The organism is Stenotrophomonas sp. B2, from assembly GCF_014947095.1.
GTDB classification, from domain to species: domain Bacteria; phylum Pseudomonadota; class Gammaproteobacteria; order Xanthomonadales; family Xanthomonadaceae; genus Stenotrophomonas; species Stenotrophomonas maltophilia_P.
This window is the reverse complement of record NZ_JADCQA010000009.1, coordinates 96,019-121,149: the sequence shown is the minus strand read 5'-3', so window position 1 is coordinate 121,149 and position 25,131 is coordinate 96,019. Positions and strand designations below refer to the sequence as shown.

Annotated in this window: 25 protein-coding genes; 10 read left to right on the top strand and 15 right to left on the bottom strand. The window is 65.8% G+C overall.

Annotated features, from left to right (window positions below):
• Positions 1 to 48: 48 nt before the first annotated feature.
• Positions 49 to 2,586: a TonB-dependent receptor gene (locus tag IMX13_RS12475; RefSeq protein WP_319637188.1), complete on the bottom strand. Its 2,538-nt coding sequence runs from the start codon at positions 2,584 to 2,586 to the stop codon at positions 49 to 51.
• Between the two features lie 112 nt (positions 2,587 to 2,698).
• Positions 2,699 to 3,106 (bottom strand): CopL family metal-binding regulatory protein, encoded by a 408-nt coding sequence (locus tag IMX13_RS12470; protein ID WP_053518715.1) that lies wholly within the window; start codon positions 3,104 to 3,106, stop codon positions 2,699 to 2,701.
• Positions 3,107 to 3,462: 356 nt separating this feature from the next.
• Between IMX13_RS12470 and gloA the strand changes: the two genes are divergently transcribed.
• A complete protein-coding gene (gene gloA / locus IMX13_RS12465; protein ID WP_193396451.1) occupies positions 3,463 to 3,981 on the top strand; it encodes a lactoylglutathione lyase in 519 nt (172 codons plus the stop codon).
• A 147-nt stretch (positions 3,982 to 4,128) separates the two neighbouring features.
• A complete protein-coding gene (locus tag IMX13_RS12460) occupies positions 4,129 to 4,557 on the top strand; it encodes a VOC family protein (RefSeq protein WP_193396450.1) in 429 nt (142 codons plus the stop codon).
• A gap of 66 nt (positions 4,558 to 4,623) precedes the next feature.
• Here the strand turns inward: IMX13_RS12460 and IMX13_RS12455 are convergent, their stop codons facing one another.
• Positions 4,624 to 5,055, bottom strand: a complete 432-nt coding sequence (locus IMX13_RS12455) for a CBS domain-containing protein (RefSeq protein ID WP_053518718.1) — start codon at positions 5,053 to 5,055, stop codon at positions 4,624 to 4,626.
• A gap of 448 nt (positions 5,056 to 5,503) precedes the next feature.
• Positions 5,504 to 7,342, bottom strand: a complete 1,839-nt coding sequence (gene glmS / locus IMX13_RS12450; protein ID WP_065181785.1) for a glutamine--fructose-6-phosphate transaminase (isomerizing) — start codon at positions 7,340 to 7,342, stop codon at positions 5,504 to 5,506.
• A gap of 203 nt (positions 7,343 to 7,545) precedes the next feature.
• Between glmS and IMX13_RS12445 the strand changes: the two genes are divergently transcribed.
• The 7 genes from IMX13_RS12445 (at position 7,546) to IMX13_RS12415 (ending at position 15,338) form a co-directional block, all read left to right on the top strand.
• Positions 7,546 to 8,823, top strand: a complete 1,278-nt coding sequence (locus tag IMX13_RS12445; protein ID WP_053518722.1) for an efflux RND transporter periplasmic adaptor subunit — start codon at positions 7,546 to 7,548, stop codon at positions 8,821 to 8,823.
• A 24-nt stretch (positions 8,824 to 8,847) separates the two neighbouring features.
• On the top strand, positions 8,848 to 9,570 hold the full coding sequence (locus IMX13_RS12440; protein WP_053518723.1) for an ABC transporter ATP-binding protein: 723 nt from the start codon (positions 8,848 to 8,850) through the stop codon (positions 9,568 to 9,570).
• Positions 9,571 to 9,580: 10 nt separating this feature from the next.
• Positions 9,581 to 10,885 carry an ABC transporter permease gene (locus tag IMX13_RS12435; RefSeq protein ID WP_053518747.1) on the top strand — a complete coding sequence of 435 codons (1,305 nt, stop codon included), beginning with the start codon at positions 9,581 to 9,583 and terminating at the stop codon, positions 10,883 to 10,885.
• 16 nt (positions 10,886 to 10,901) lie between these two features.
• A complete protein-coding gene (locus tag IMX13_RS12430; RefSeq protein WP_053518725.1) occupies positions 10,902 to 12,125 on the top strand; it encodes an FtsX-like permease family protein in 1,224 nt (407 codons plus the stop codon).
• Position 12,126: 1 nt separating this feature from the next.
• Positions 12,127 to 12,519: a PDZ domain-containing protein gene (locus IMX13_RS12425; RefSeq protein ID WP_180876814.1), complete on the top strand. Its 393-nt coding sequence runs from the start codon at positions 12,127 to 12,129 to the stop codon at positions 12,517 to 12,519.
• Between the two features lie 123 nt (positions 12,520 to 12,642).
• A complete protein-coding gene (locus IMX13_RS12420) occupies positions 12,643 to 13,989 on the top strand; it encodes a sigma-54 dependent transcriptional regulator (RefSeq protein WP_074899853.1) in 1,347 nt (448 codons plus the stop codon).
• Positions 13,986 to 15,338 carry an ATP-binding protein gene (locus IMX13_RS12415; protein WP_193396449.1) on the top strand — a complete coding sequence of 451 codons (1,353 nt, stop codon included), beginning with the start codon at positions 13,986 to 13,988 and terminating at the stop codon, positions 15,336 to 15,338. The genes IMX13_RS12420 and IMX13_RS12415 overlap by 4 nt, the downstream gene beginning before the upstream one ends.
• A gap of 94 nt (positions 15,339 to 15,432) precedes the next feature.
• On the opposite strand, the gene IMX13_RS12410 is transcribed toward IMX13_RS12415, so the two are convergent.
• Positions 15,433 to 15,984 (bottom strand): GNAT family N-acetyltransferase, encoded by a 552-nt coding sequence (locus tag IMX13_RS12410; protein WP_193396448.1) that lies wholly within the window; start codon positions 15,982 to 15,984, stop codon positions 15,433 to 15,435.
• On the bottom strand, positions 15,953 to 17,320 hold the full coding sequence (glmU, locus tag IMX13_RS12405; RefSeq protein ID WP_065175197.1) for a bifunctional UDP-N-acetylglucosamine diphosphorylase/glucosamine-1-phosphate N-acetyltransferase GlmU: 1,368 nt from the start codon (positions 17,318 to 17,320) through the stop codon (positions 15,953 to 15,955). Before glmU ends, IMX13_RS12410 begins: the two co-directional genes overlap by 32 nt.
• A gap of 80 nt (positions 17,321 to 17,400) precedes the next feature.
• On the opposite strand from glmU, the gene IMX13_RS12400 reads away from it, so the two are divergent.
• Entirely contained in the window at positions 17,401 to 17,784 is a 384-nt protein-coding gene (locus tag IMX13_RS12400; protein WP_053518733.1) for a GtrA family protein, read from the top strand.
• Between the two features lie 67 nt (positions 17,785 to 17,851).
• On the opposite strand, the gene IMX13_RS12395 is transcribed toward IMX13_RS12400, so the two are convergent.
• The 9 genes from IMX13_RS12395 to IMX13_RS12355 all read right to left on the bottom strand — a co-directional run bounded on the left by IMX13_RS12395 (position 17,852) and on the right by IMX13_RS12355 (position 25,052).
• A complete protein-coding gene (locus IMX13_RS12395) occupies positions 17,852 to 18,274 on the bottom strand; it encodes a F0F1 ATP synthase subunit epsilon (RefSeq protein WP_005419509.1) in 423 nt (140 codons plus the stop codon).
• Between the two features lie 113 nt (positions 18,275 to 18,387).
• The gene (atpD, locus tag IMX13_RS12390; RefSeq protein ID WP_049429233.1) at positions 18,388 to 19,794 is read right to left on the bottom strand and encodes a F0F1 ATP synthase subunit beta; all 1,407 of its coding nucleotides are present in this window, start codon (positions 19,792 to 19,794) and stop codon (positions 18,388 to 18,390) included.
• Positions 19,795 to 19,832: 38 nt separating this feature from the next.
• Positions 19,833 to 20,696 (bottom strand): F0F1 ATP synthase subunit gamma, encoded by an 864-nt coding sequence (atpG, locus tag IMX13_RS12385; protein WP_053518734.1) that lies wholly within the window; start codon positions 20,694 to 20,696, stop codon positions 19,833 to 19,835.
• Positions 20,697 to 20,777: 81 nt separating this feature from the next.
• Positions 20,778 to 22,325: a F0F1 ATP synthase subunit alpha gene (gene atpA, locus IMX13_RS12380; RefSeq protein ID WP_053518735.1), complete on the bottom strand. Its 1,548-nt coding sequence runs from the start codon at positions 22,323 to 22,325 to the stop codon at positions 20,778 to 20,780.
• A 44-nt stretch (positions 22,326 to 22,369) separates the two neighbouring features.
• A complete protein-coding gene (locus IMX13_RS12375; RefSeq protein ID WP_053518737.1) occupies positions 22,370 to 22,897 on the bottom strand; it encodes a F0F1 ATP synthase subunit delta in 528 nt (175 codons plus the stop codon).
• Between the two features lie 2 nt (positions 22,898 to 22,899).
• Positions 22,900 to 23,370 (bottom strand): F0F1 ATP synthase subunit B, encoded by a 471-nt coding sequence (locus IMX13_RS12370; RefSeq protein WP_053518738.1) that lies wholly within the window; start codon positions 23,368 to 23,370, stop codon positions 22,900 to 22,902.
• A 106-nt stretch (positions 23,371 to 23,476) separates the two neighbouring features.
• On the bottom strand, positions 23,477 to 23,782 hold the full coding sequence (gene atpE, locus IMX13_RS12365) for a F0F1 ATP synthase subunit C (RefSeq protein WP_005411133.1): 306 nt from the start codon (positions 23,780 to 23,782) through the stop codon (positions 23,477 to 23,479).
• Positions 23,783 to 23,855: 73 nt separating this feature from the next.
• A complete protein-coding gene (gene atpB / locus IMX13_RS12360) occupies positions 23,856 to 24,656 on the bottom strand; it encodes a F0F1 ATP synthase subunit A (RefSeq protein WP_053518739.1) in 801 nt (266 codons plus the stop codon).
• A 30-nt stretch (positions 24,657 to 24,686) separates the two neighbouring features.
• On the bottom strand, positions 24,687 to 25,052 hold the full coding sequence (locus tag IMX13_RS12355; RefSeq protein ID WP_180876808.1) for a hypothetical protein: 366 nt from the start codon (positions 25,050 to 25,052) through the stop codon (positions 24,687 to 24,689).
• Positions 25,053 to 25,131: the final 79 nt, after the last annotated feature.

The following is a 25,131-nucleotide window of genomic DNA, read 5'->3' as shown; positions in this document are numbered from 1 at the left end:
CTCTCCCTTGCGGAGCACCCCCGCCGCAGGCGACGGGGGCGCGTGCGATCACCAGCGGTAGCCGATGCGTGCATACCAGCGACGACCGAGCAGGTCGTAGGTCATGGTGTCTGTGTTGGCGTCGGTATAGCTCTGGATGAACGGCGCCGAGCGATCAAAGACGTTGTCCACGCCCAGCGCCACATCCAGCGCCTTGCTGACCGCGTACCTGAGCTGGAGATTGTGATGGAACACCGATGGCGCATGATCACCGATGTCGCCACGCGCGGCATTGATGTCGTCGGCCCGGCCGATGTACTGGGTGGTCCAGGTACCGGACCATTGCCCACGGGACGCGTTCATCGACATCAGTCCACGCCACTTGGCATAGCTGCCACGGCCGCCGGTGATCCTGCCGGCATACGTGATCACCTCTGCTCCGGCATACGGGCGCACGTCATAACGCTGAAGGTAGGAGATGTCGGCACTGATGCTGGCGTCCATGCCCCACGGCTTGAACTCGTAGAGTGCGCCCAGGTCGTAGCCACTGACCTGTTCATCGGCCGTGTTCACCGGCTGCGACGACAGGTAGTTCACTTCGCCGGTGCGCGGGTCCCGGGTGAAGTTGCTGGCGTCGCAGAACGGATGCGCCAGCGAGGGAGTGTTGTAGCAGATGGCCAGCTTGGTGGAACCGGCGATGCGCTGGATCGCGTTCTCGATGCGGATGCGGTAGTAGTCCAGGGTGAGCGTCAGCCCGGGTGCGAACGTGGGTGTCCACACCACCCCGGCGGTGAAGGAGGTCGCATCTTCCGGCTCGAGATCCGCATTGCCGCCGGACGTGGTCAGGATGGTGTTGCCCGGCTGCACGTAACCAGCCGGCACGCCATCGGCCTGGCAGTTCGCACGCACGATCGAGCTGGCCGGCAGTCCGCTCCAGCCACTGCAGGGGTCGGTGGTGGTGAGGTTGCCCTCGGACACGCCACCGAACAGTTCGGGGATGTTGGGAATGCGGAATGCCGTAGCATAGGTGCTGCGCAGCTTCAGCGAAGGGCTGACCTGCCAGTCCAGCCCGGCCTTGTAGTTGAAGTCGCGCCCGAACAGGTCGTAGTCGGACACGCGGCCGGCCAGGTTGAGGTACAGCGAATCTGCGATGACCGCGTCCTGCAGCAGCGGCACCGCCAGCTCCATGTACGCTTCCTTGGCCGTGTATCGCCCGGCGATCGGATCCTGCTGGTTGGTGTTGCCGATGCCGAGCACGGTCAACGGATCCGGATCACGCCAACCGCGCTCCCTGCGCACCTCCACGCCCGCGGCGAATCCCACCCAGCCTGCCGGCAGCTCGAAGATCTGCCCGCTGAGATTGGCGGTGAAGCTCTTCTGCTCGTTTCCGCCGGTATCGCGCGAGGTGTACAGGATGTAATCCAGCACGTCACGGCTCAGGTCCCCGTAGCCGAGATAGTCGCCGCAGGGAATCGCTGCGCCGGGCGCGGTACTGCACAGGGACCGGTCCAGCGTCTGGTCGACGCGATCGAGGTTGGCGACGTTGTCCGAACCATCCACGCCGGTGTTGCGCCCCCAGTTGAAGGCCACCGACCAGTCCCAGCTGGTGCCGAACTGGCCTTTCAGGCCCGCCACCACCCGGTAGGTGTCGGTCTCCTGGAAGAAGTGGCGGGGACCGGCCTCTTCCAGGCGCCGGCGCTGCAGCAGCAGATCCTGCCCGGTGGGATTGGTCGGATGGTCGGCGGCGATGTTGATCGGCCGGTAGACACCCAGCCCACCCGAGGTCGCCAGCTGCCTGGACTGGCGGTTGGTGTACATCGCTTCGATGAACGCACGTGTGCTGTCATTCAGTTGGCTGTCGCCGAACACGCTCAGGCTGAGCCGCTCGATCGGGTTGACCGCGTTGAGCGTGGGATTGCCGTTGTAGTTGTGCTTGGCCGCCGAATAGGGCTCGTAGAAATCGCCGTCGCCTCCGGGCACCTGGTTGAAGTTGACCCGTCGGCCATCTGCCAGCAGTGCACGACCACCGATGGTGGACGAACTGCCGGAGCAGACCAGCCGGCCATCGGATTCGATCAGGCCGCAGGGCGCGCGCGAGGCCATGTTGACCGCGCCGCTGTCGAAGTAGCTGACCGCAGCCATCAGCGAGCCGCGTTCGCTGCTGACGCCCCAGCTGACATCGACCGAGGTTTCCTCGCCGTCGCCCTGGCTGGTCTGGCCATAGCGCACCACCGCTTCGGCACCCTCGAATCCCTGCTTGGTGATGATGTTGACCACGCCAGCCACCGCATCAGCGCCATAGATTGCCGAGGCACCGTCCTTGAGCACCTCCACGCGCTCGATCAGCGAGACCGGAATGACATTGAGGTCGACCGAACTGTTGGCGCCGGTGCCGCCATTGACGATGCGCCGGCCGTTGAGCAGGACCAGGGTCCGGTTGATGCCGAGACCGCGCAGATTGACCTGGGTGGTGCCGTAGCCGTTCTCGGCCCAGTACGCATTGCTCTGGCTGCCCGCGAACCCTGCCGAGGCCGGCAGGCGCTGCAGCAGGGTTTCCACCGAGGTGGCGCCGGAACGTTCGATGGCCTCGGCATCGACCACGCTCACCGGGCCGACGCCTGACAGCTGCGCGCTCCCGCAGGAATACTGTCTCTGGGTGCCCCCGCCACGATTCGGGCAAAGGGACACGACGGCGTCATGTCGACGCGGGGACAGCCGCTCAGGCGATGGGAGGTCGGAATACGCGGGAAAGTTTGCTGGCAGGCAGGATCAGTGCCGGCAGCGCAATGTCCAGCGCGATGCGCGGATGGGCGCTGGGCAGCAGCAGCGATGGCATCGGAGGGTAGAGACTCAACAGGCAGCGGCAGTCGCAGCCGGCCGCATCGACACAGCTGCAGTGATCCTTGTGCACGTCGCCGGCGGCCACCGGCGCCTGATCATGGCGGGTGTGGCCCGACGCCGGTGCCGCGCTGCGCGGTGTTGCCTGGCAGCCCGCAATCGCCCGGCCCGCGGAGCCTGCAGCGTCCCCGCCAGGCAGCGCCATGCGCGTCCCCGCCCACGCTCCGAAGACACCTTCGAAGAGGAGCACGGCCATCAGCAGCAGCGGCAGCCATCGGCGGTAAGGCATGGGACCCCTGAAGACCCTCGGTTATTTGTATATACATACCATCATTAGCGCGGCAGGCAACGGGCTGTCAACCGCCCGCGACAATGCGCGGGCGTCTCGCCATCCCTGCCGGATTCCCCTGCGTCCCACTGCCGCGCCGTACTGCTCTGGTTGCAGGCATTTCACCCGGCGTTGCGGAAGCGCTCATCCCATTGCGGACGCACACCGATTATCCTGCGCTGCAACATGACCCGACGATCCCAGATCGACAACGAGGATGCAAGCGAAGTGCGGGTTCCGGCAACTGCCGGTTTCAGATGCAACTTCCAGCCACTCTCCGCGGGTCATTTCCCCCCATTGCTGACAGGACGCGAATCATGAGCCTTTCTTCCCTCCAACAGGTCCCCGGCGTCGCCGCCCAGACCCCGGCCGAAACCACCGGCTTCGTGTTCAACCACACCATGCTGCGGGTGAAGGACATCACCGCCTCGCTGGACTTCTACACCCGCGTGCTGGGCTACCGGCTGATCGACAAGCGTGACTTCGCCGAAGCGCAGTTCAGCCTGTATTTCCTGGCCTACGTGCCGTCCGGCGCCGTGGTGCCGGAAGACGATGCCGAGCGCCGCCTGTGGATGGCCGGCCTGCCGGGCGTGCTGGAGCTGACCCACAACCACGGCACTGAAGCCCAGGATGGCCCGGTCTACCACGACGGCAACAGCGATCCGCGCGGCTTCGGCCACATCTGCGTCTCGGTGCCCGAGCTGGAAGCTGCCTGCCAACGCTTCGAGGATCTGGGCGTGCCGTTCCAGAAGCGCCTGACCGACGGTCGCATGAAGAACATCGCCTTCATCAAGGACCCTGACGGCTACTGGGTGGAAATCATCGCCAACGCCTGATCCGGAAAGGGGCACAATTGCGCTGGCGCCAGGCCATGCCCGGCGGCCTTGCTCCGATATTCATCGCACGGGAAGCAGGCCGCGCTGCGCGCTCGCCGGGCGCGGCCCGGCGCTATCCACACTGTCCCCTTTTCTGTAGAGGTACGCATGGAAACTATGGAACTGCACCGCGGTCGATTGATCGATCACCTGCAGCTGGTGGTGCGCGACCTGCCGGCCAGCCGCCGCTTCTACCAGGCGGTGTTCGACACGATCGGCATTCCGGTTGCCGGCGAAGGGCCGGACTATTTCTGGGCTGACGAGCTGTTCATTTCCACCGCCGGCAGCGAAGCCGCTGCCGGCCAGCTGACCGGACGCCACCACCTGGCATTCCAGGCGCGCGATGCGGAGACCGTCGATGCGTTTCATGCTGCCGCCATCGCCGCTGGCGGCACCGACAACGGCGCACCGGGCGAGCGCCCCTATCATCCGGGCTACTACGGCGCGTTCGTGCTTGACCCGGATGGCAACAACATCGAGGTGGTCTATCACGGCCCGGCGCGCTACAGCGCCGATTCGGTGAAGGTGACGTTCTGATTCCACCGATGCCGTGAACGAAGAAGCCGGGCAGTGCCCGGCTTCTTTCCTTCTACTGCGCCGGCGTCAATGCGCGGCCATATAGATGTCCTGCAGCACGGCCTTTTCCAGCTCCAGCTCGCCCAGCAGATTCTTCACGATGTCGCCCAGACTTAGGATGCCGACCAGGCGCGTGCCATCGGTGACCATCAGATGACGGCGCCGCGAGTACGTCATCAACGACATGGCCTGCTTCAGGGTGGCCTCCGGTGCGATGCCTTCCAGTCCCGTGGACGGCAGGGTGGAAATCACCCGGCGGCCGGCCTGCGGGCCATCGTCAGCCAGGGTACGCACGATGTCTTTCTCGGAGATGATGCCGACCGGCGCATCATCCTTCATCACCACCAGGGCAGCGATCCTGTTCGCGCTCATCTTGTGGGCGGCGGCACCGATGGTGTCTTCCGCATCGATGGTGATGACAGCTTCTTTCTTGGATTGCAGGAGTTCGCGGACGTTCATTCTTGTTTCCTGTTGCAGGTCACTGAAGTCAAAAAAGTGTGCTCTTCCGATTCGCCCCCTCCCCGGGAACAGACCTTTCAGCGCACGTCTGGCGCACCGGTCTGCCCATGGGGAATGCATCGGCAAGGCGAGGTGCTGCAACGCGAACGAGGCGGGTCCGGCAACGCAACCCGTATCTCGGTCGGCTCGATTCTACGACTGCGATCCTCGGTCACTACCGGCATCGATAGGACAGTACGTCGTGGGAACCTGCCGACGATCCAGAGAATGGCACTGCGGCTGAAACCGCCGCTGAACACGCGCGGTGCCGCGCGTTAAAGATTGATGGCCTGCTGCCGAACGCGGACAGAACACCCTGCGGGTGTCCCACTTGGCGCTGTGAGCGGCGCAAACGAAAGGGGGCCACGTGGCCCCCTTCACCTGCAGCATCCCATGCAGCCGACGGCAGTTACTCCACCGTCACGCTCTTGGCCAGGTTGCGTGGCTTGTCCACGTCGGTGCCACGCGCCAGTGCGGTGTGGTAGGCCAGCAGCTGCACCGGAATGGTATGCACCACCGGACTGAGCACGCCCGCGTGGCGCGGCGTACGGATCACATGCACGCCTTCGCTTTCGGAGAAGTTGCTGTCCTGGTCGGCGAACACGAACAGCTCGCCTCCCCGCGCGCGGACTTCCTGCATGTTGGACTTCACCTTCTCCAGCAGGCTGTCGTTGGGGGCGATCACCACCACCGGCATGTCCTCGTCCACCAGCGCCAGCGGACCGTGCTTGAGCTCGCCCGCCGGATACGCCTCGGCATGGATATAGGAGATCTCCTTGAGCTTGAGCGAACCTTCCAGTGCGATCGGATAGTGCAGTCCACGGCCCAGGAACAGCGCGTTGGATTTGCGCGCGAAGCGCTCGGCCCAGGCCGCGATCTGCGGCTCCAGGTTCAACGCGTGCTGCACGCTGCCCGGCAGGAAGCGCAGCTGCTCCAGATAGTCGGCTTCCTGTGCGGCATCGACGCGCCCATGCAGCTTGCCCAGCACCACGGTCAGCTGGAACAGCGCGGCCAGCTGGGTAGTGAACGCCTTGGTCGAAGCCACGCCGATCTCGGCCCCGGCACGGGTATAGCAGACCAGTTCACTGGCGCGTGGAATCGCGCTTTCCGGCACGTTGCAGATCGACAGCGTGTGCTGGTGGCCGAGCGACTTGGCGTACTTCAGCGCCTCCATCGTGTCCAGCGTTTCGCCGGACTGGGAGATCGTCACCACCAGGTGCTTCGGGTTCGCATACGCCGCGCGGTAGCGGTACTCGCTGGCGATCTCCACGCTGCACGGCAGGCCGGCGATGGACTCGATCCAGTAGCGCGCGGTCAGGCCGGCGTAGTAGCTGGTGCCGCACGCCAGGATCTGCACGCCTTCGATGCCCGCCAGCACCGCCTCGGCATTCCTGCCGAACAGCTCGGCCGGGAAGCCACCGGCGTCGATCGCCGCCTCGATGGTGTCACCCAGCGCGCGCGGCTGCTCGTGGATTTCCTTCTGCATGAAATGGCGGTAAGGGCCAAGTTCCAGCGAGGCCAGCGACACGTCGGACAGGTGCACCTCGCGCTGTACCGGATGATCGTGCTCGTCGAAGATGCGCACACCCTCGCGGCGCACCTCGGCGGTGTCGCCCTCCTCCAGGAAGATCACCTTGCGGGTGGCCGAGATCACCGCCGAGACATCGGAGGCAACGAAATTCTCGCCCTCGCCCAGGCCGACCAGCAGCGGGCAGCCCATGCGTGCGCAGACGAAGCGCTCCGGCTCGGCACGGCTGACCACGGCCAGTGCATAGGCGCCGGTGAGTTCCTTCACGGTGCGCTGCAGCGCCACCAGCAGATCGTCACCGCTCTGCAGATGATGATGGATCAGGTGGGCGATCACTTCGGTGTCGGTCTGCGACTCGAAGGTGTAGCCCAGCGCGCGCAGCCGCTCGCGCTGTTCTTCATGGTTCTCGATGATGCCGTTGTGGACCAGGGCCACGCCCTGGCTGATGTGCGGATGCGCATTGGCCTCGGTGACGCCGCCATGGGTGGCCCAACGCGTATGGCCGATACCCAACTGCGCATTGAACCCCTCGGCGGCGGCGGCCGCGGCCATCTCGGCAACCCGGCCGGTACGGCGGACGCGGTGCACGTCAGGGCGATCGGTCGCGTCGATCACCGCGATGCCTGAAGAATCGTAGCCGCGGTACTCCAGTCGCTTCAGACCTTCGATCAGCACCGGCACCACGTCGCGATCAGCGATCGCTCCCACGATTCCACACATGTCACGCATTTCCTTGAAGACGGTCGCGGCATTCTAGCGTGCGTGTCCGGTTTCCCCCTCCTGTCCGCTTAATGAATGTGTCCGCACAGGTGTCCGCGGACACCCGGACACCGCCACTCGAATTGCAAATCATTGATAGAAAAGGAAATAAAGTTGGCACGCAACGTGCTTGGTATGGATCACCACCGTCAGGCACGAACCCGATGATCCGCGACACTTCCGCCCAGGACCAGATCGTTTCCTCCACCCCGGCCCGCCCGACCGCCGCCGCCTGGCATCGCTACCGTTGGCCGGCACTGGGCAGCATCGCCCTGCTCGCCGGCATCGGCTGGGCCGTGTACGCCTGGGCAAACGCCAGCCGCTCGTTCGACAGCAGCCGGGTGCGCATCGCCGAAGTGCAACGTGGCGACCTGGTGCGTGACATCGCTGCCGACGGCCGTGTGATCGCCGCCAACAGCCCGGTGCTGTATGCGATCTCCGCCGGTACCGTGGACCTGAAGGTCGTGGCCGGCGACGTGGTCAAGAAGGGACAGGAGCTGGCGATCATCGACAGCCCGGAACTGCGCAGCAAGCTGGCCCAGGAACAGGCCACCCTGGCTGGCCTGGAAGCCGAGGCCAGCCGCGCCGCGCTGGACGCAACGCTGGCCCGCGCCAAGTCGCGCAAGGAAACCGATCAGGCCACCATCGAGCGCCAGGCTGCCGATCGCGACCTGCAACGCTACCAGCGCGGCTTCGACGGCGGTGCGGTGCCGCAGATCGACCTGGCCAAGGCCCAGGACAGCCTGAAGAAGGCCGACATCAGCCTTGCCAACGCCACCACCGATGCCCGCCTGCAGAGCCAGGGCGCCGACCTGGATGCACGCAACAAGCGGTTGCTGGCCGATCGCCAGAAGGCGGTGGTGGCCGAAGTGCAGCGCCAGGTCGATGCGCTGACCCTGCGCGCGCCGTTCGATGGCCAGGTGGGCCAGGTACAGGCCACCCAGTCCACCAACCTGGCGGCCAATGCGCCGGTGCTGGGCGTGGTGGACCTGTCCAAGTTCGAAGTCGAGATCAAGGTTCCGGAAAGCTTCGCTCGTGATCTGGCCATCGGCATGCCCGCACAGCTCACCGGCGGCAACGGCCAGCCGTTCCCGGGCGAGATCAGCGCGGTGTCGCCGGAAGTGGTGAACGGCGAGGTCAATGCCCGCGTGCGCTTCGCCGACAAGCAGCCCGAAGGCCTGCGCCAGAGCCAGCGCATGTCGGTCCGGGTGCTGCTGGATACCCGCAAGAACGTGCTGAAGGTCGAGCGCGGCCCGTTCGTCGAACAGGGCAACGGCGTGGCCTACGTGATGGATGGCCGCACGGCGGTGCGCCGTCCGGTGGAACTGGGCGTCAGCAGCCTGGGCGAAGTGGAAATCAAGTCGGGTGTGCAGCCGGGCGACCGTATCGTGGTCTCCGGCAGCGACCTGTTCAAGGACGCCGAACGCGTCTCCGTCAACTGATACATCCTGGAGAGAGGACACCCCATGTACATGCTCGAAATGCGTTCGGTCGCCAAGGTCTTCCGCACTGAACAGGTGGAAACCCATGCACTGCGCTCGCTGGAACTGCAGGTCAAGGAGGGCGAGTTCGTCGCCGTCACCGGTCCCTCCGGCTCCGGCAAGACCACCTTCCTCAACATCGCCGGCCTGCTGGAAACCTTCACCAGCGGCACCTACCTGCTTGATGGCGAGGATGTCAGCCAGCTCGGTGACGATGCGCGCAGCCGCCTGCGCAACCAGAAGATCGGCTTCATCTTCCAGGGCTTCAACCTGATTCCGGACCTGAACCTGTTCGACAACGTCGACGTGCCGCTTCGCTACCGCAAGATGAGTGCCGGCGAGCGCCGTGAGCGCATCGAGAAGGCGCTGACCCAGGTCGGCCTGGGCTCACGCATGAAGCACTACCCGAACGAACTGTCCGGCGGCCAGCAGCAGCGCGCGGCGATTGCCCGTGCCCTCGCCGGCAGCCCGCGCCTGCTGCTGGCCGACGAACCGACCGGCAACCTGGATACGCAGATGGCACGTGGCGTGATGGAGCTGCTGGAGGAAATCAACGCGGCCGGCACCACCATCGTCATGGTCACCCATGATCCGGAACTGGCCGCGCGTGCGCAGCGCAACGTGCACATCGTCGATGGCCAGGTCACCGACCTGGTGCGCGAGCCGGTGCTGGCCACCCCGCGCCGCATCGTCGCCGTCAACGAGTGAGGGCATGCCCATGTTCGCCTACTACGCTCGACTGGCGGTACGCAGCTTCCGCCGCAACAAGGTACTGACCGCGCTGATGGTGGTGGCCATCGCACTGGGCATCGGTGCCTCGATGACCACCCTGACCGTGTTCCATGTCCTGTCCGGCGATCCGATTCCGGAGAAGAGCGACCGCCTGTTCTACGCGCAGCTCGATCCGCGGCCGCGCTCCGGCTACCTGACGGACGAGGAGCCGGAAGGCCAGATGACGCGGTTCGACGCCGAAGCCCTGCTGCGCGAGAAGCGCGCCGTGCACCAGGCGATGATGAGTGGCGGCAGTGCCATCGTCGAGCCGGAGGGCAGCACCCTCAAGCCGTTCTCGGTGGATACGCGCTGGACCTCGGCGGACTTCTTCCCGATGTTCAACGTGCCGATGCAGTACGGCCGCGCCTGGTCTGCCAGCGACGACGATGCGCACAGCCGCGTGGTGGTGCTGTCCAAGGCCATCAATGAAAAGCTGTTCCAGGGCGCCAACAGCGTGGGCCGGGAGATCCGCGTGAACAGCCAGTCGCTGCGCGTGATCGGCGTGATGAAGGAATGGAATCCCGAACCGCAGTTCTTCGACCTGACCACCGGTTCCTACGGCAAGGACGAGGACCTGCTGGTGCCGTTCTCCACTGCCATGGATCTGGATTTCGGCAACAACGGCAACATGAACTGCTTCCGCGACGGCGGCCCGGGCGGCGACAGCCACTCGCTCAGTGCGGCGTGCACCTGGATCCAGTACTGGGTCGAGCTGGAGCCGGGCAAGGTCGATGACTACCGCCGCTATCTGGTGAACTACTCCGACCAGCAGCGCGCTGCAGGCCGCTTCGAGCGTCCCGCCAACGTGCGTGTGCGCAGCGTCATGGAGTGGCTGGACTTCAACGGTGCGGTGCCCAGCGACGTGCGCCTGCAGATGTGGCTGGCGCTGGGCTTCCTGGGCGTGTGCCTGGTCAATACGGTCGGTCTGCTGCTGGCCAAGTTCCTGCGCCGCAGCGGTGAGATCGGCGTGCGGCGTGCGCTGGGTGCCAGCCGTGGGCAGATCTTCCTGCAGTGCCTGGTCGAAGCCGGTGCCATCGGCGTGGTCGGCGGTGTGCTCGGCATCGGCCTGGCCCTGATCGGTCTGGCCGCAGTGCGCAGGCAGCCGGTGGAGTACGCCCAGCTGGCCCATCTGGACGGCAGCATGCTGCTGCTCGCACTCGGCCTGACCCTGCTGGCCAGCCTGGCCGCCGGATTCCTTCCGGCCTGGCGTGCCATGCAGGTCACCCCCGCCATCCAGCTCAAGTCGCAGTAAGCACAAGGACACTGCCATGGATATCCGCCCCATCCTCAGCACGCTGCGCCGGCACAAGACCGCCGCTGCCCTGATCGTGCTGGAAATCGCGCTGACCTGCGCCATCGTCTGCAACGCGTTGTTCCTGGTCAGCCAGCGCGTGGAGAAGATCACCCAGCCCAGCGGCCTGGCCGAGAACGAACTGGTGATCGTCCGTACCAGCGGCATCGGCACCCAGACCAATGCCATGGCGCGTACCCAGGAAGACCTGGCCGCGCTGCGCGCCGTTCCCGGTGCGACCAGCGTGACCAAGGTCAACCAGCTGCCGTTCCGCCCCAGCTCGTCCAATACCAGCATCTCGCGCGAGCGCGACCAGGAACGGCCGACGACCTCGGCGACGCTGTACATGTTCAACGAAGGTGCGTTGTCCACCCTGGGCCTGCAGCTGGTGGCCGGCCGTGACTTCCTGCCCGGCGAGTACATCGACTTCGAGGACGCACGCAAATCGGCCAGCACCACACCGGACAAGGCGTCGGCGGTGATCCTCAACCAGGCCGTGGCCGAGAAGATGTTCCCGGGCCAGAACCCGCTGGGCAAGACCTTCTACATGGGTCGGCAGGCGCTGCACGTGGTGGGCGTGGTTGCCCACCTCGCGCCGCCGACGGACTGGAACAACAACACCACCCTGTCGATGATCCTGCCGGTGCGCACCGACTTCGCCAGCGGCGGCCCGTACATGCTGCGCACCACGCCCGAACGCCGCGATGAAGTGCTGAAGGGTGCCCTGGCGGCTCTTGAACGCAACGATCCCAACCGCCTGGTGCGCGAGAAGCTCAGCTATGAGGACCAGCGCAACGACTACTTCAAGAACGACCGGGCGATGGTCGGGCTGCTGGTCACCGTATGCATCGCCCTGCTGGTGGTGACGGCGCTGGGCATCGTCGGCCTGGCCAGCTTCTGGGTGCAGCAGCGCAGCAAGCAGATCGGCATCCGCCGTGCCCTCGGTGCCACCCGCGGCCAGGTGCTGCGCTACTTCCAGACCGAGAACTTCCTGCTGGCCTCGCTGGGCATCGTGCTGGGCATGCTGGCGGCCTACGCCATCAATCTGTGGTTGATGAACATGTACGAGCTGCCTCGCATGCCGCTGCTGTACCTGCCGCTGGGTGCGGTGCTGCTGTGGGCACTGGGCCAGATCGCCGTGTTCGGCCCTGCGCGCCGCGCGGCCGCCGTGCCTCCGGCCGTCGCCACGCGGGGGGCCTGACATGCGCGCACCTTTCCTGGCGATGATGCTGATGCTGCCGCTGCCGGCCCTTGCCGGCAGCAGCAACCAGCAGACCATGAGCTGGCAGGACGACGGCGCCCATGTGGCGCTGGCGTCCTCGGGCGGCCACGTGCGGGTCGATGCGGCGCATCCGGAGGCGCGCTTCGGCGTGCGCCGTGGCGACCGCATCCTGCGCGTGGACGATACCGCCGTGCAGCAGGTCGACCAGCTGACAGCCGCGATGCAGGCCACCGACGCATCCAGCGTACGGCTGCTGCTGCAGCGCGATGGAAAGACGCTGACCGTGCCGGTGTCCCTGGCTGGCTGGCGGCCCCTGCTGTCACCGCCCACCGCACCACCACCGCCGCCGGCTCCGCCGCCGCCACGACGGTGATCCGGCACCGGCTGCAGGGCGGCAGCTTTTAGCTATGCTTGATGGGTGGCGCCGGCTCCTGCCGGCGCCCTGGAACCTACAGCTCTCTCCGGCGCTGCCCATCCCTTTTTCCAGAACCGGTCCATGCCCGCGATCCTCATCATCGACGACAACGCCAGCGTGGGCACCGCGCTGGACGTGCTGTTCTCCCTGCACGACATCGACACGCTGCAGGCACAGAGCCCGGCCGAAGGCCTGGCCCTGCTCGAATCGCAGCCGGTGGACCTGGTGATCCAGGACATGAACTTCAGCGAGGACACCACCTCCGGCGAGGAAGGCGAAGCCCTGTTCGCGCAGATCCGCGCACGCCACCCCGACCTGCCGGTGATCCTGCTGACCGCCTGGACCCATCTGAGCAGCGCGGTGGACCTGGTCAAGGCCGGCGCGGCCGATTACCTGGCCAAGCCCTGGGACGACCGCAAGCTGCTGACCACGGTCAACAACCTGCTGGAACTGTCCGAAGCACGTCGCGAACTGGACCGTCGACGCGAACGCGAGCAGCGTCAGCGCACCGCGCTGGAACAGAAGTACGACCTCAGTGGTGCCGTCTTCGCCGATCCCGCCAGTGAACGCGTGATCGCCCTGGCCTGCCAGGTCGCACGCTCCGAACTGCCGGTCCTGATCACCGGACCCAATGGCGCCGGCAAGGAGAAGATCGCGCAGATCATTCAGGCCAATTCTCTGGTGGCAAAGGGACCGTTCGTCACGGTCAACTGTGGTGCGCTGCCGTCCGAGCTGATCGAAGCCGAGCTGTTCGGCGCCGAAGCAGGTGCCTACACCGGTGCCAACAAGGCGCGCGAAGGCAAGTTCGAAGCGGCCGATGGAGGCACCCTGTTCCTGGATGAGATCGGCAACCTGTCGCTGGGCGGGCAGATGAAGCTGCTGCGCGTGCTGGAGACCGGTCGCTTCGAACGGCTGGGCTCCAACCGCGAACGCCAGGTCAAGGTACGCGTGGTCAGCGCCACCAATGCCGACCTGCCGGCGATGATCCGCGACGGCACGTTCCGCGAGGACCTGTACTACCGCCTCAACACCGTGGAGCTGGTGCTGCCGCCGCTGGCCGAGCGGCCCGGCGACATCCTGCCGCTGGCCGAACGCTTCCTGGCGGGCGGCAAGCCGTTGTCCAGCGCCGCCGCTGCCGCGTTGCAACGGCACCCGTGGCCGGGCAACGTGCGCGAACTGCGCAACGTGATCCAGCGCGCCGAGCTGCTGGCCACCGGCAACCGCATCGAAGTGACCGATCTCAACCTGCCACGCGCTCCGGCTGCGCCACGCCCGGCGCCGAGCGCCGGCAACGATCCGGACCGCACGCGCATCGAGGAGGTACTGGCGCGCAATCATGGGGTCATCGCGCAGGCGGCCGCCGAACTCGGTCTCAGCCGCCAGGCACTGTACCGGCGCATGGACCGCCACGGCATTCCGCGCGAATGAAGCGACGCTCGTTCACCTTCCGCCTGTTCCTGCGCCTGCTGCCGGTGCTGGCGCTGGCTGCCGCGCTGCCCTGGCTGCTGGCCTACTGGCTCGACCACGGCTGGGCGGTGGCCATCGTATCCACGGTGATCCTGCTTGCCCTGATGTGGTGGGCGCTGCGCCGCGCCACCGCACCGGTCCGCTCGCTGATGCGTGCGTTGTCCGGCACCACCAGCAGCTACCGCGATGGCGAGTACAACTTCGGCGTTCACTGGGAAGGCAACGACGAACTGGGTGACCTGGTGAAGGCACATCGCGAGCTGGGCGACGTGCTGCGCGAGCAGCGCCAGGGTCTGGTGCAACGCGAACTGCTGCTGGACACGATGGTGCAGAACACGCCCGTGGCGATGCTGCTGATCGCATCAGGCGGTGATGGCATCGCCCGTGTGGTGTTCTCCAATCTGGCTGCGCGCAAGCTGCTGCATGGTGGCTGGAAGCTGGAGGGCCAGCGCCTGGAGGAGGTGCTGGAGCAGGTGCCGGTGGAACTGCGCGACGCCATCGCCCGCGGCGGCGACAGCCTGTTCGCGGTGCAGGCCGAAGGCGAGGACGGCGACGAGGATGACGAGCAGGTCTACCATCTCTCGCGGCGCGCATTCCATCTCAATGGACGGCTCCATGATCTGCTGCTGGTGCGTCTGCTCACCGCCGAGCTGCGCAGGCAGGAGGTCCAGACCTGGAAGAAGGTGATCCGGGTGATCAGCCACGAGCTGAACAATTCGCTGGCACCGATTGCCTCGCTGGCGCATTCCGGAGGGGAACTGGTCAAGCGTGAGCGGTTCGACCGCCTGCCGGAGATCTTCACCACCATCGAAGATCGCGCCCGCCATCTGGAGGGGTTCATCCGCGGATACGCACGCTTCGCCAAGCTGCCACAGCCCCAGCTGCAGACCGTGCACTGGGCCCCGTTCCTGTCCAGCCTGCGCCAGCAGATTCCGTTCGGCATGGAGCAGGAGCCGGACGAGGAGATGAGCAGCCGCATCGATATCGCGCAGTTCGGGCAGGCACTGCTGAACCTGCTGAAGAACGCGCACGAAGCCTGCGCGGAAGCCGATCCGCCCAACGATGACGTGCAGGTGCAGTTGACCCGCCTGCCCCAGTGGCTGCGTCTGGATGTGCTTGATCGCGGCAAAGGCATGAACGAGCAGGTACTGCAGAATGCGTTGATGCCGTTCTATTCGACCAAGCGCAACGGCACCGGGCTGGGACTGGCGCTGACCCGGGAGATCGTGGAGGCGCACGGTGGACGGGTGTCGCTGCAGAACCGCAGTGAGGGTGGGTTGTGTGTTTCGATCCTGCTGCCGGCGGGGTGAGGTGACGCTCCGGGAAGCGGAAGCGGCCGCTCCGCCCGCCGGGCATGACCCGGCGCTGCCCGACATCATTGGCGAAGGCACCCCGGAACGACCTTCAGCCATCCATCGAAGACAGGACACGCCGCATCGCCACCCGTAGATGCATCGGAAACCCCAATGCGGCTTCCTCCGCCATCACGGCCTGCAGCCCGTCACCCCATTCCTCCTGCGCAAGCCCCACGAATCCCTCGCCGGCATAGAACGGCGCATTCCACGGCACGTCTGCCAGCGTGGTCAGCACCGCAGAGCGATAGCCCTGGGTCCTGGCCAATGCCAACGCGTGCCGCAGCAAAGCACGACCATGGCCACGACGCGCATGCGTCGGGTCCACATCCATCTGCAGCACATGGAATTCGCCGCACAGCCCGCCTGCCAGCAGGTAACCGGCGATGCCGCCGCCGTCGGCGTCATCCACCACCCACAGCTGGCCGCGCCGGAGGCCGTCCCGCAGCGCCTGCAGATCCAGGCCGTGGCCGGCGAACACCGGATAGGCTTCGTGGCCCTTCAGCAGTTCGCCGGCACGCTGTTCGATCGCCGGCAGCACGCCGAGCTCGTCGGCATGCGGAACCCGTGGCTCAGGATTTCTTGACCGGCCGCTTCCAGCCATCGATGGTTTCCTGCCGTGCGCGTGCCAGCGTCAGCTTGCCGTCCGGCGCGGTGCGCGTGATGACCGAACCGGCGGCGATGGTGGCGCCCTCGCCGATCAGCACCGGCGCCACCAGCGAGCTGTTGGAACCGATGAAGGCATTGTCGCCGATGGTCGTGGTCGACTTGTTGACGCCGTCGTAGTTGCAGGTGATGGTGCCGGCGCCGATGTTCACCTTGCTGCCGATCACCGCATCGCCCAGATAGGTCAGGTGGTTGGCCTTGCTGCCCACGCCGAGGGTCACTTTCTTGGTCTCCACGAAGTTGCCTACGTGGACGCCATCGGCGAGCACCGTGCCCGGGCGCAGCCGGGCGAACGGACCGACCGATGCGGCACCTTCGGTGACCACCCCTTCCAGGTCGCAGTGCGCGCGCACTTCGGTGCCCGGGCCGAGCGTCACGTCCTTGAGCCGATTGAACGGGCCGATGGTCACGCCATCTCCCAGCACCACCTTGCCCTCGAGAATGACATCGACATCGATGAGCACATCGCTGCCGACCGTCACGCTGCCGCGGATATCCAGCCGCGACGGGTCCAGCACGCGCGCGCCCTGCGCGCACAGCGCACGTACTGCGCGGCGCTGCCACGCGCGCTCGAGCTGCGCCAGCTGCCAGGGATCGTTCGCCCCTTCTGCTTCCTGCACGTCGGCCACCAGTGCCATCTCGGCCGGGGTGAATTCACGGGCTGCAAAGGCGAACACGTCGGTCAGGTAGTACTCGCCCTGCGCGTTGCTGTTGGACAGCTGCGAGAGCCACCGGCGCAGCGCGGTCGATTCGGCGGTGATGATGCCGGTATTGATCGTGCGCACGCGCAGCTGGTCATCGCTGGCGTCCTTCTGTTCGACGATGGCGCCGACCCGGCCCTCGGCGTCGCGCAGCACGCGGCCATAACCGGTCGGGTCATCGACATCGGCCACAAGCACGGCCAGCCGGCCCGGCTGCGCCAGCAGGTCGCGCAGCGTCTGCGCGCGGATCAACGGCACATCGCCGTACAGCACCAGCACCTGCGCGGCGTCGGGCACCTGCGGCATCGCCTGCGCGACCGCGTGGCCGGTCCCGAGCTGCTGTGCCTGCTCGGCCCATTGCAGGTCGGTCTGGTCGGCGAAGTGGCGCCGCACTGCCTCGCCACCATGGCCGTACACCACGTGGATCGCAGCGGGGTCGAGCTCGCGGGCGGCAGCGATGACATGCGCGAGCATCGGCTGCCCGGCGATCGGCTGCAGCACCTTCGGCAGCACCGACTTCATGCGCTTGCCGGCACCTGCGGCCAGGATGATCACGTGCAGGGGTTGGGTCATGGGGGGAATCCGTGGTTCGATGACACCGATTCTAGAGCGTGGCCCGTTAACATGGATGCCCCTCCTTCTTCAGCATGCCGATGAGCCTCATCCGCCAGGGAAGCACCTACCTCGTCATCGGGCTCGTGCAGCTGCTGGTCGACTGGGTGGTCTTCGTGGCGGCCACCGCACTGGGGTTGCCGGTTGCACCGGCCAACGTCACGGGCCGGCTGGCGGGGATGCTGCTGGGCTTCTGGCTCAACGGTCGCTACACGTTCGCCGAGCCGGGCACGCACAAGCTGGGCTGGAAGCGCTTTGCGCGCTTCTGCGCGCTGTGGCTGCTGCTGACGGCGGCCAGCACGCTGCTGGTCAGCCTGGTCGACCAGGCTCTGGGCCTGCGCTACGCGTGGCTGGCCAAGCCGCTGGTCGAGGGCGGACTGGCGGCGGTGTCGTTCCTGCTGATGCGCCACGTGGTCTACCGCTGACCGGCGGTGATGGCGCACAAACAAAAACGCCGGCACGAGGCCGACGTTCCTGTGGGTGTGGCGAGCCTCAGTGCTTGAGGTTCTTGCGCAGGCGCTCCAGCGCCTGCAACTGGACCACGGCTTCGGCCAGCTTCTGCTGGGCTTCGGCCACTTCCATGGCTTCACCACGGTTGGCCAGGATGCGCTCGGCTTCTTCCTTGGCCTTGCGGACCGAGGCTTCGTCGATGTCCTGCGCGCGGATCGCGGTGTCGGCCAGCACGGTCACCACCTGCGGCTGAACCTCCAGGATGCCGCCGGAAATGGCGAAATCCAGCTGCTCGCCGTTCGGCGTGGTCACCACCACCTTGCCCGGCTTCAGGCGGGTGATCAGCGGTGCGTGCTTGGGCGCGATGCCCAGTTCGCCCAGCTCACCGGTGGCCACGACCAGGGTCGCTTCGCCACGGAAGATTTCCTGCTCGGCGCTGACGATGTCGCAACGGATCGTGCTCATGCAAATCTCTTCGCTGTTCGCGGTGGCGCGATGCCACCGTGGAGGTCCATCGGCCCGGGCGGCTGCCCGGCGCCGGCGTCAGGTCGGGCAGGATCGCTCCCGCCCCTCCCGGATCAGGCCTTCTCGGCCATCTTCTTGGCCTTCTCGACCGCTTCTTCGATGCCGCCGACCATGTAGAACGCCTGCTCCGGCAGGTGGTCGTACTCGCCATCGACGATGGCCTTGAAGCCACGGATGGTGTCCTTCAGCGGCACGTACTTGCCCGGCGAACCGGTGAACACTTCGGCCACGTGGAACGGCTGGCTGAAGAAGCGCTCGATCTTGCGGGCGCGCGACACGGCCTGCTTGTCTTCTTCGGACAATTCGTCCATGCCCAGGATGGCGATGATGTCCTTCAGTTCCTTGTACTTCTGCAGGGTCTGCTGGACGCGCTGGGCGGTGTCGTAGTGCTCGTGGCCGATGACCAGCGGGTCCATCTGGCGGCTGGTGGAGTCCAGCGGATCGACGGCCGGGTAGATACCCAGCGAGGCGATCGAACGCGACAGGGTCACGGTCGAGTCCAGGTGGGCGAAGGTGGTCGCCGGCGACGGGTCGGTCAGGTCGTCCGCGGGAACGTAGACGGCCTGGATCGAGGTGATCGAACCGTTCTTGGTCGAGGTGATGCGCTCCTGCAGGACGCCCATTTCCTCGGCCAGGGTCGGCTGGTAACCCACGGCGGACGGCATACGACCCAGCAGTGCCGACACTTCGGTACCGGCCAGGGTGTAGCGGTAGATGTTGTCGACGAACAGCAGCACGTCCTTGCCCTTGCCGTTCTCGTCCTTCTCGTCGCGGAAGTACTCGGCCATGGTCAGGCCGGTCAGCGCGACGCGCAGGCGGTTGCCCGGCGGCTCGTTCATCTGGCCGTACACCATCGCCACCTTGTCGAGGACGTTGGAGTCCTTCATTTCGTGGTAGAAGTCGTTGCCCTCACGGGTACGCTCACCCACGCCGGCGAACACGGACAGACCGCTGTGCGCCTTGGCGATGTTGTTGATCAGTTCCATCATGTTGACGGTCTTGCCGACGCCGGCGCCGCCGAACAGGCCGACCTTGCCGCCCTTGGCGAACGGGCACATCAGGTCGATGACCTTGATGCCGGTTTCCAGCAGCTCGGTGGCCGGGGACTGGTCTTCGTACGACGGTGCCGCACGGTGGATTTCCCAGTTGTCGCTGGCAGCGACCGGGCCGGCTTCGTCGATCGGACGGCCCAGCACGTCCATGATGCGGCCCAGGGTGCCGGCGCCGACCGGCACCGAGATGCCACGACCGGTGTTGGTGGCGACCAGGTTGCGCTTCAGGCCATCGGTGGAACCGAGGGCGATGGTACGCACCACGCCGTCGCCCAGCTGCTGCTGGACTTCAAGGGTGATTTCGGTGTTGTCGACCTTCAGTGCGTCGTACACCTTCGGCACCGACTCACGCGGGAATTCGACGTCGACGACCGCGCCGATGATCTGAACGATCTTGCCCTGACTCATTGCTGCATCCTCTAAATGTGTGCTTTGAACGAACGCGGTCAGACTGCTGCCGCGCCGCCGACGATTTCGGAGATTTCCTGGGTGATCGCTGCCTGGCGCGCCTTGTTGTAGACGAGCTGCAGCGTACCGATCAGCTTGTTGGCGTTGTCGCTCGCCGCCTTCATCGCGACCATGCGTGCGGCATGTTCGGAGGCGACGTTTTCCAGCAATGCCTGGTAAACCAGCGACTCGATGTAACGCGTCATCACGTGCTCGAGCACGGTCGCGGCATCGGGTTCGTACAGGTAATCCCAGTCGTGGTGCGCGACCTGCTTCTCGGCCGCCGGCAGCGGCAGCAGCTGATCGAAGCTGGCCTTCTGCGTCATGGTGTTCACGAAGCGGTTGTAGACCAGGTACACGCGGTCGACCTTGCCTTCAGTGAAGGCGTCGAGCATGACCTTGATCACACCGATCAGCGATTCCAGCTTCGGCACGTCGCCGATGTGGGTCACGCTGCCGACCATGTTGACCTTGACGCGGCGGAAGAAGGTCGATGCCTTCTGGCCGATGGTCACCAGATCCACTTCCGCACCCTTGTCCTGCCATGCCTTGGCTTCGCCCAGCATCTTGCGGAACAGGTTGTTGTTCAGGCCGCCGGCCAGGCCGCGATCGGAGGAGATCACGATGAAACCGACCCGCTTGACCTGCTCGCGCTCGACCAGGAACGGATGCTGGTAATCGGTGCTGGCCTGCGCCAGGTGGCCGATCACCTGCTTCATCGCCTGCGCGTACGGACGCGAGGTCTTCATCCGATCCTGCGCCTTGCGGATCTTGGAGGCCGAGACCATCTCCAGGGCGCGCGTCACCTTGCGGGTGTTCTGCACGCTCTTGATCTTGGTTTTGATTTCGCGTCCGCTTGCCATCTCTTGTTTCCCGTGGCGCGGGGCTGATGCCCCGCGTTGTTCAACGGTGGAACGGGGCCAGGCCCCGTTCCCCATGCGCTGTTACCAGCTGCCGGTGGTCTTGAAGTCGGCGATGCCCTTCTTGAAGGCACCTTCGATATCGTTGTCCCAGCCACCGGTGGCGTTGACCTTGTTGATCAGCTCGCCCTGGGTGTTGGCGAAGTGGGCGTGCAGGCCCTCTTCGAACGCCAGCAGCTTGTTGACCGGCACGTCGTCGAGGTAACCCTCGTTGACGGCGTAGATCGACAGCGCCTGGTTGGCGATCGACATCGGCGCGTACTGCTTCTGCTTCATCAGCTCGGTGACGCGCTGGCCACGTTCCAGCTGCTTGCGGGTGGCTTCGTCCAGATCCGAAGCGAACTGCGCGAACGCAGCCAGCTCACGGTACTGGGCCAGCGAGATGCGGATGCCGCCCGACAGCTTCTTGATGATCTTGGTCTGCGCCGAACCACCGACGCGCGACACCGAGATACCGGCGTTCACGGCCGGGCGGATGCCGGCGTTGAACAGGTCGGTTTCCAGGAAGATCTGGCCGTCGGTGATCGAGATCACGTTGGTCGGAACGAAGGCGGACACGTCGCCGGCCTGGGTTTCGATGATCGGCAGCGCGGTCAGCGAACCGGTCTTGCCGGTGACCTTGCCTTCGGTGAACTTCTCGACGTACTCCTCGGACACGCGGGCAGCGCGTTCCAGCAGGCGCGAGTGCAGGTAGAACACGTCGCCCGGGTAGGCTTCACGGCCCGGCGGGCGCTTCAGCAGCAGCGAGATCTGGCGGTAGGCAACGGCCTGCTTGGACAGATCGTCGTACACGATCAGCGCGTCTTCGCCGCGGTCCATGAAGTACTCGCCCATGGTGCAGCCCGAGTAGGCGCTGATGTACTGCATCGCAGCCGATTCGGACGCGGTGGCCGCCACGACGATGGTGTGGGCCAGGGCGCCGTTCTCTTCCAGCTTGCGCACGATGTTGGCGATGGTCGATGCCTTCTGGCCGATCGCAACGTACACGCACTTGATGCCGGTGCCCTTCTGGTTGATCACCGCGTCGATCGCCATGGCGGTCTTGCCGGTCTGGCGGTCACCGATGATCAGCTCGCGCTGGCCACGGCCGATCGGGATCATCGAGTCGACCGACTTGTAACCGGTCTGCACCGGCTGGTCGACCGACTTGCGCCAGATCACGCCCGGAGCAACACGCTCCACCGGAGCGGTCACGTCGGTGCCCAGCGGGCCCTTGCCGTCGATCGGCTCGCCGAGCGCGTTGACGACGCGGCCCAGCAGTTCCGGACCGACCGGCACTTCCAGGATGCGGCCGGTGGTCTTGGCGACGTCGCCTTCGCGCAGGTGCTCGTAGTCACCCAGGACCACGGCGCCGACCGAGTCGCGCTCCAGGTTCAGGGCCAGGGCGAAGGTGTTGTTCGGCAGTTCGATCATTTCGCCCTGCATCACGTCGGCCAGACCGAAGATGCGCACGATGCCGTCGGACACGCTGGTCACGGTGCCTTCGTTGCGCGATTCCGCGGCCAGCTTGACCTTCTCGATGCGGTTCTTGATCAGTTCGCTGATTTCGGAGGGGTTGAGCGTGGTTGCCATCGTCAAGTCCTAGTGCCGGCAGCGGGGCCGGACGTTAAATGAATTCAGTTAGCGAGCGCGGTCTGCAGGCGGGCCAGCTTGCCCTTCAGCGAACCATCGATGACCACGTCGCCGGCGTCGATCACGGCGCCGCCGATCAGCGAGGCATCGACCGCGGTGGTCACATCGACCTCGCGGTTGAAGCGCTTGCGCAGCGCGACCTTGATCGCGTCCAGCTCGCCGGCCGACAGTTCGGCGGCCGAGGTCACGGTGGCCTTGACCACGTGCTCGGCTTCGGCGCGCAGGGCGTCGAACATGCCGGAGATCTCCGGCAGCAGCGGCAGACGATGCGATTCGGCCAGGATGGCCAGGAAGCGCGAGAAGCTTTCGCCGTGGGTCGCCGGCGCCAGCAGGGCGACAGCGTCGTCACGACCGAGCTCCGGGTTGGCGAGCAGGGCCGCCACGCGCGGGTCGGCGGCGACGTGGGCGGAGAACGCCAGGGCGTCCGACCACGGCGCGAACGCGCCTTCGTCGCGCGCGGTCGCGAACGCGGCGCGGGCGTACGGGCGGGCAAGCGTGAGGGCCTGGCTCATCCTTAGATCTCCGAGGCCAGCTCGTCGAGCAGCGCCTTGTGGGCGTTGGCGTCGATTTCGCGCTTGAGCAGCTTTTCGGCACCGGTAACGGCCAGCGCGGACACCTGCTTGCGCAGATCTTCACGGGCACGGTTGGCGGCGGCGTCGATCTCAGCCTGGGCCAGTTCCTTCTGACGGGTGGCTTCGGTGATCGCTTCGGTACGGGCTGCGTCGACGATCTGGTTGGCGCGCGCGTGGGCCTGGTCGATGATCTCGTTGGCCTTGGTGCGGGCTTCCTTCAGCGCTTCGTTGACCTTCTCCTGCGCCTGGGCCAGATCTTTCTGGCTGCGGTCGGCAGCAGCGAGGCCTTCAGCAATCTTCTGCTGGCGCTCTTCGATCGCGTTCATCAGCGGCGGCCAGATCTTGGTCGCGATGATCCAGATCAGACCAGCGAAGGCGAGCGCCTGCGCAAGAAGGGTGAAATTGATATTCATGGTTAGCTCGATCGCTGGTTTCGGGGTGGACGCGCCGCCGGGGCGGCGCATCCGGCCTTCATCCGAAACCGGGTGCATCAGCACCCGGTCGTCTCAAACCGCTGTATCAGCCGGCCAGAGCCTTGGTGACGGCACCGGCGAAGGCGGCCGACAGCGGGTTGGCGAAGGCCAGCAGCAGGCCGACGGCGACCGAGATGATGAACGCGGCGTCGATCAGGCCGGCGGTGATGAACATGCGGACCTGCAGGACCGGGATCAGTTCCGGCTGGCGGGCGGCCGACTCCAGGAACTTACCAGCCATGATGGCCAGACCCAGACCGGCGCCCAGCGCGGCCAGGCCGATCATGATGCCGACGGCGAGGGCGGTGGAGCTCTGAATCTGCGCGAAGTTGGTCAGGACGGCGAAGTACATGGTTATCTCCAGGAACTTAAGTTGCTAAGGGTGATGAAACGGATGAAGGTTGAAACGCGTTGAAGCTTGAAACTCAGTGAGCGTCTTCCGACAGGCTCAGGTACACGATCGACAGCATCATGAAGATGAAGGCCTGCAGCGGGATCACCAGCAGGTGGAACAGCATCCAGCCGAGGCCGAACGCACCACCGGCAATGGCGCCGAAGAAACCGGCACCACCCAGCACCCAGATCAGCAGGAACACGATTTCGCCGCCGAACATGTTGCCGAACAGTCGCATCGCCAGGGAGATCGGCTTGCTCAGCCACTCGACGATGTTGAGGATCAGGTTGAACGGCATCATCCACTTGCCGAACGGAGCCGTCAGGAACTCCTTGATGAAGCCGCCCAGTCCCTTGGACTTCAGCGCGAAGAACAGCATCAGGAAGAACACGCTGATGGCCATGCCCAGGGTGGCATTGACGTCGGCGGTCGGCACCGGCTTCCAGTAATGGATGCCCGCCAGCTCCAGCGGCTTGGCGATGAAGTCGGCCGGGATCATCTTGATGAGGTTCATCATCAGGATCCAGAAGAAGATCGTGATGGCGATCGGCGTGACCAGCTTGCTCTTGCCGTGGTAGGTGTCCTTGGCCTGGCGGTCGACGAACTCCAGGCAGATCTCCACGAAGGCCTGCCACTTGCCCGGCACGCCAGCCGTGGCCTTGCGGGTGCCCAGCCAGAAGGCGACCACGATCACCAGGCCCATCAGGACCGCGGTGAGGAAGGTATCGACGTGGATATGCCAGAACATCCCGTCGCCGTTGCCGACCGGTGCGGTCAGGTTCTGCAGGTGATGCTGGATGTAGCTGGTAGGGGTTAGAGCCTCGCCCGCCATGTGTCCGGAACCTTAGTTAATTGAATTCTGTCAACGCCTGGCCATCGCCAGGACCTGGAACATCAAGCCGACGGCGATACCGGCCAACAGCGCCAATGCAGGCAGCTTGAAGACCAGGAACCCCACCAGCAGGACGCCGAAAACGACTACCCACTTCGCCACGATCGCAATGATCAGCCGTGCCATTGCCGACCCCGCAGCCAGGGCACCCCCGCCCAGCGCCATCCGTGCCGCGACCCAGCCACCGGCCGAGATCGCCACGCCGGATGCCAGGGCACCGAGCGCGTACTTCGGCCCTACCAGCAGGAAGGCCAGGGCCAGGACAGCCACTGCGGCCAGCGGGTAGACCGCGGCGCGCAGCATCAGTCGCCGACCCGCTTCAACGGAGTTCAGCACAGGACGTCCCGCGTGGTTGCAAGTGGAGGGCTGAGGCGGCTACAGCAGGGGGGCCTCATCGAGCCGCCAAATTATAGCA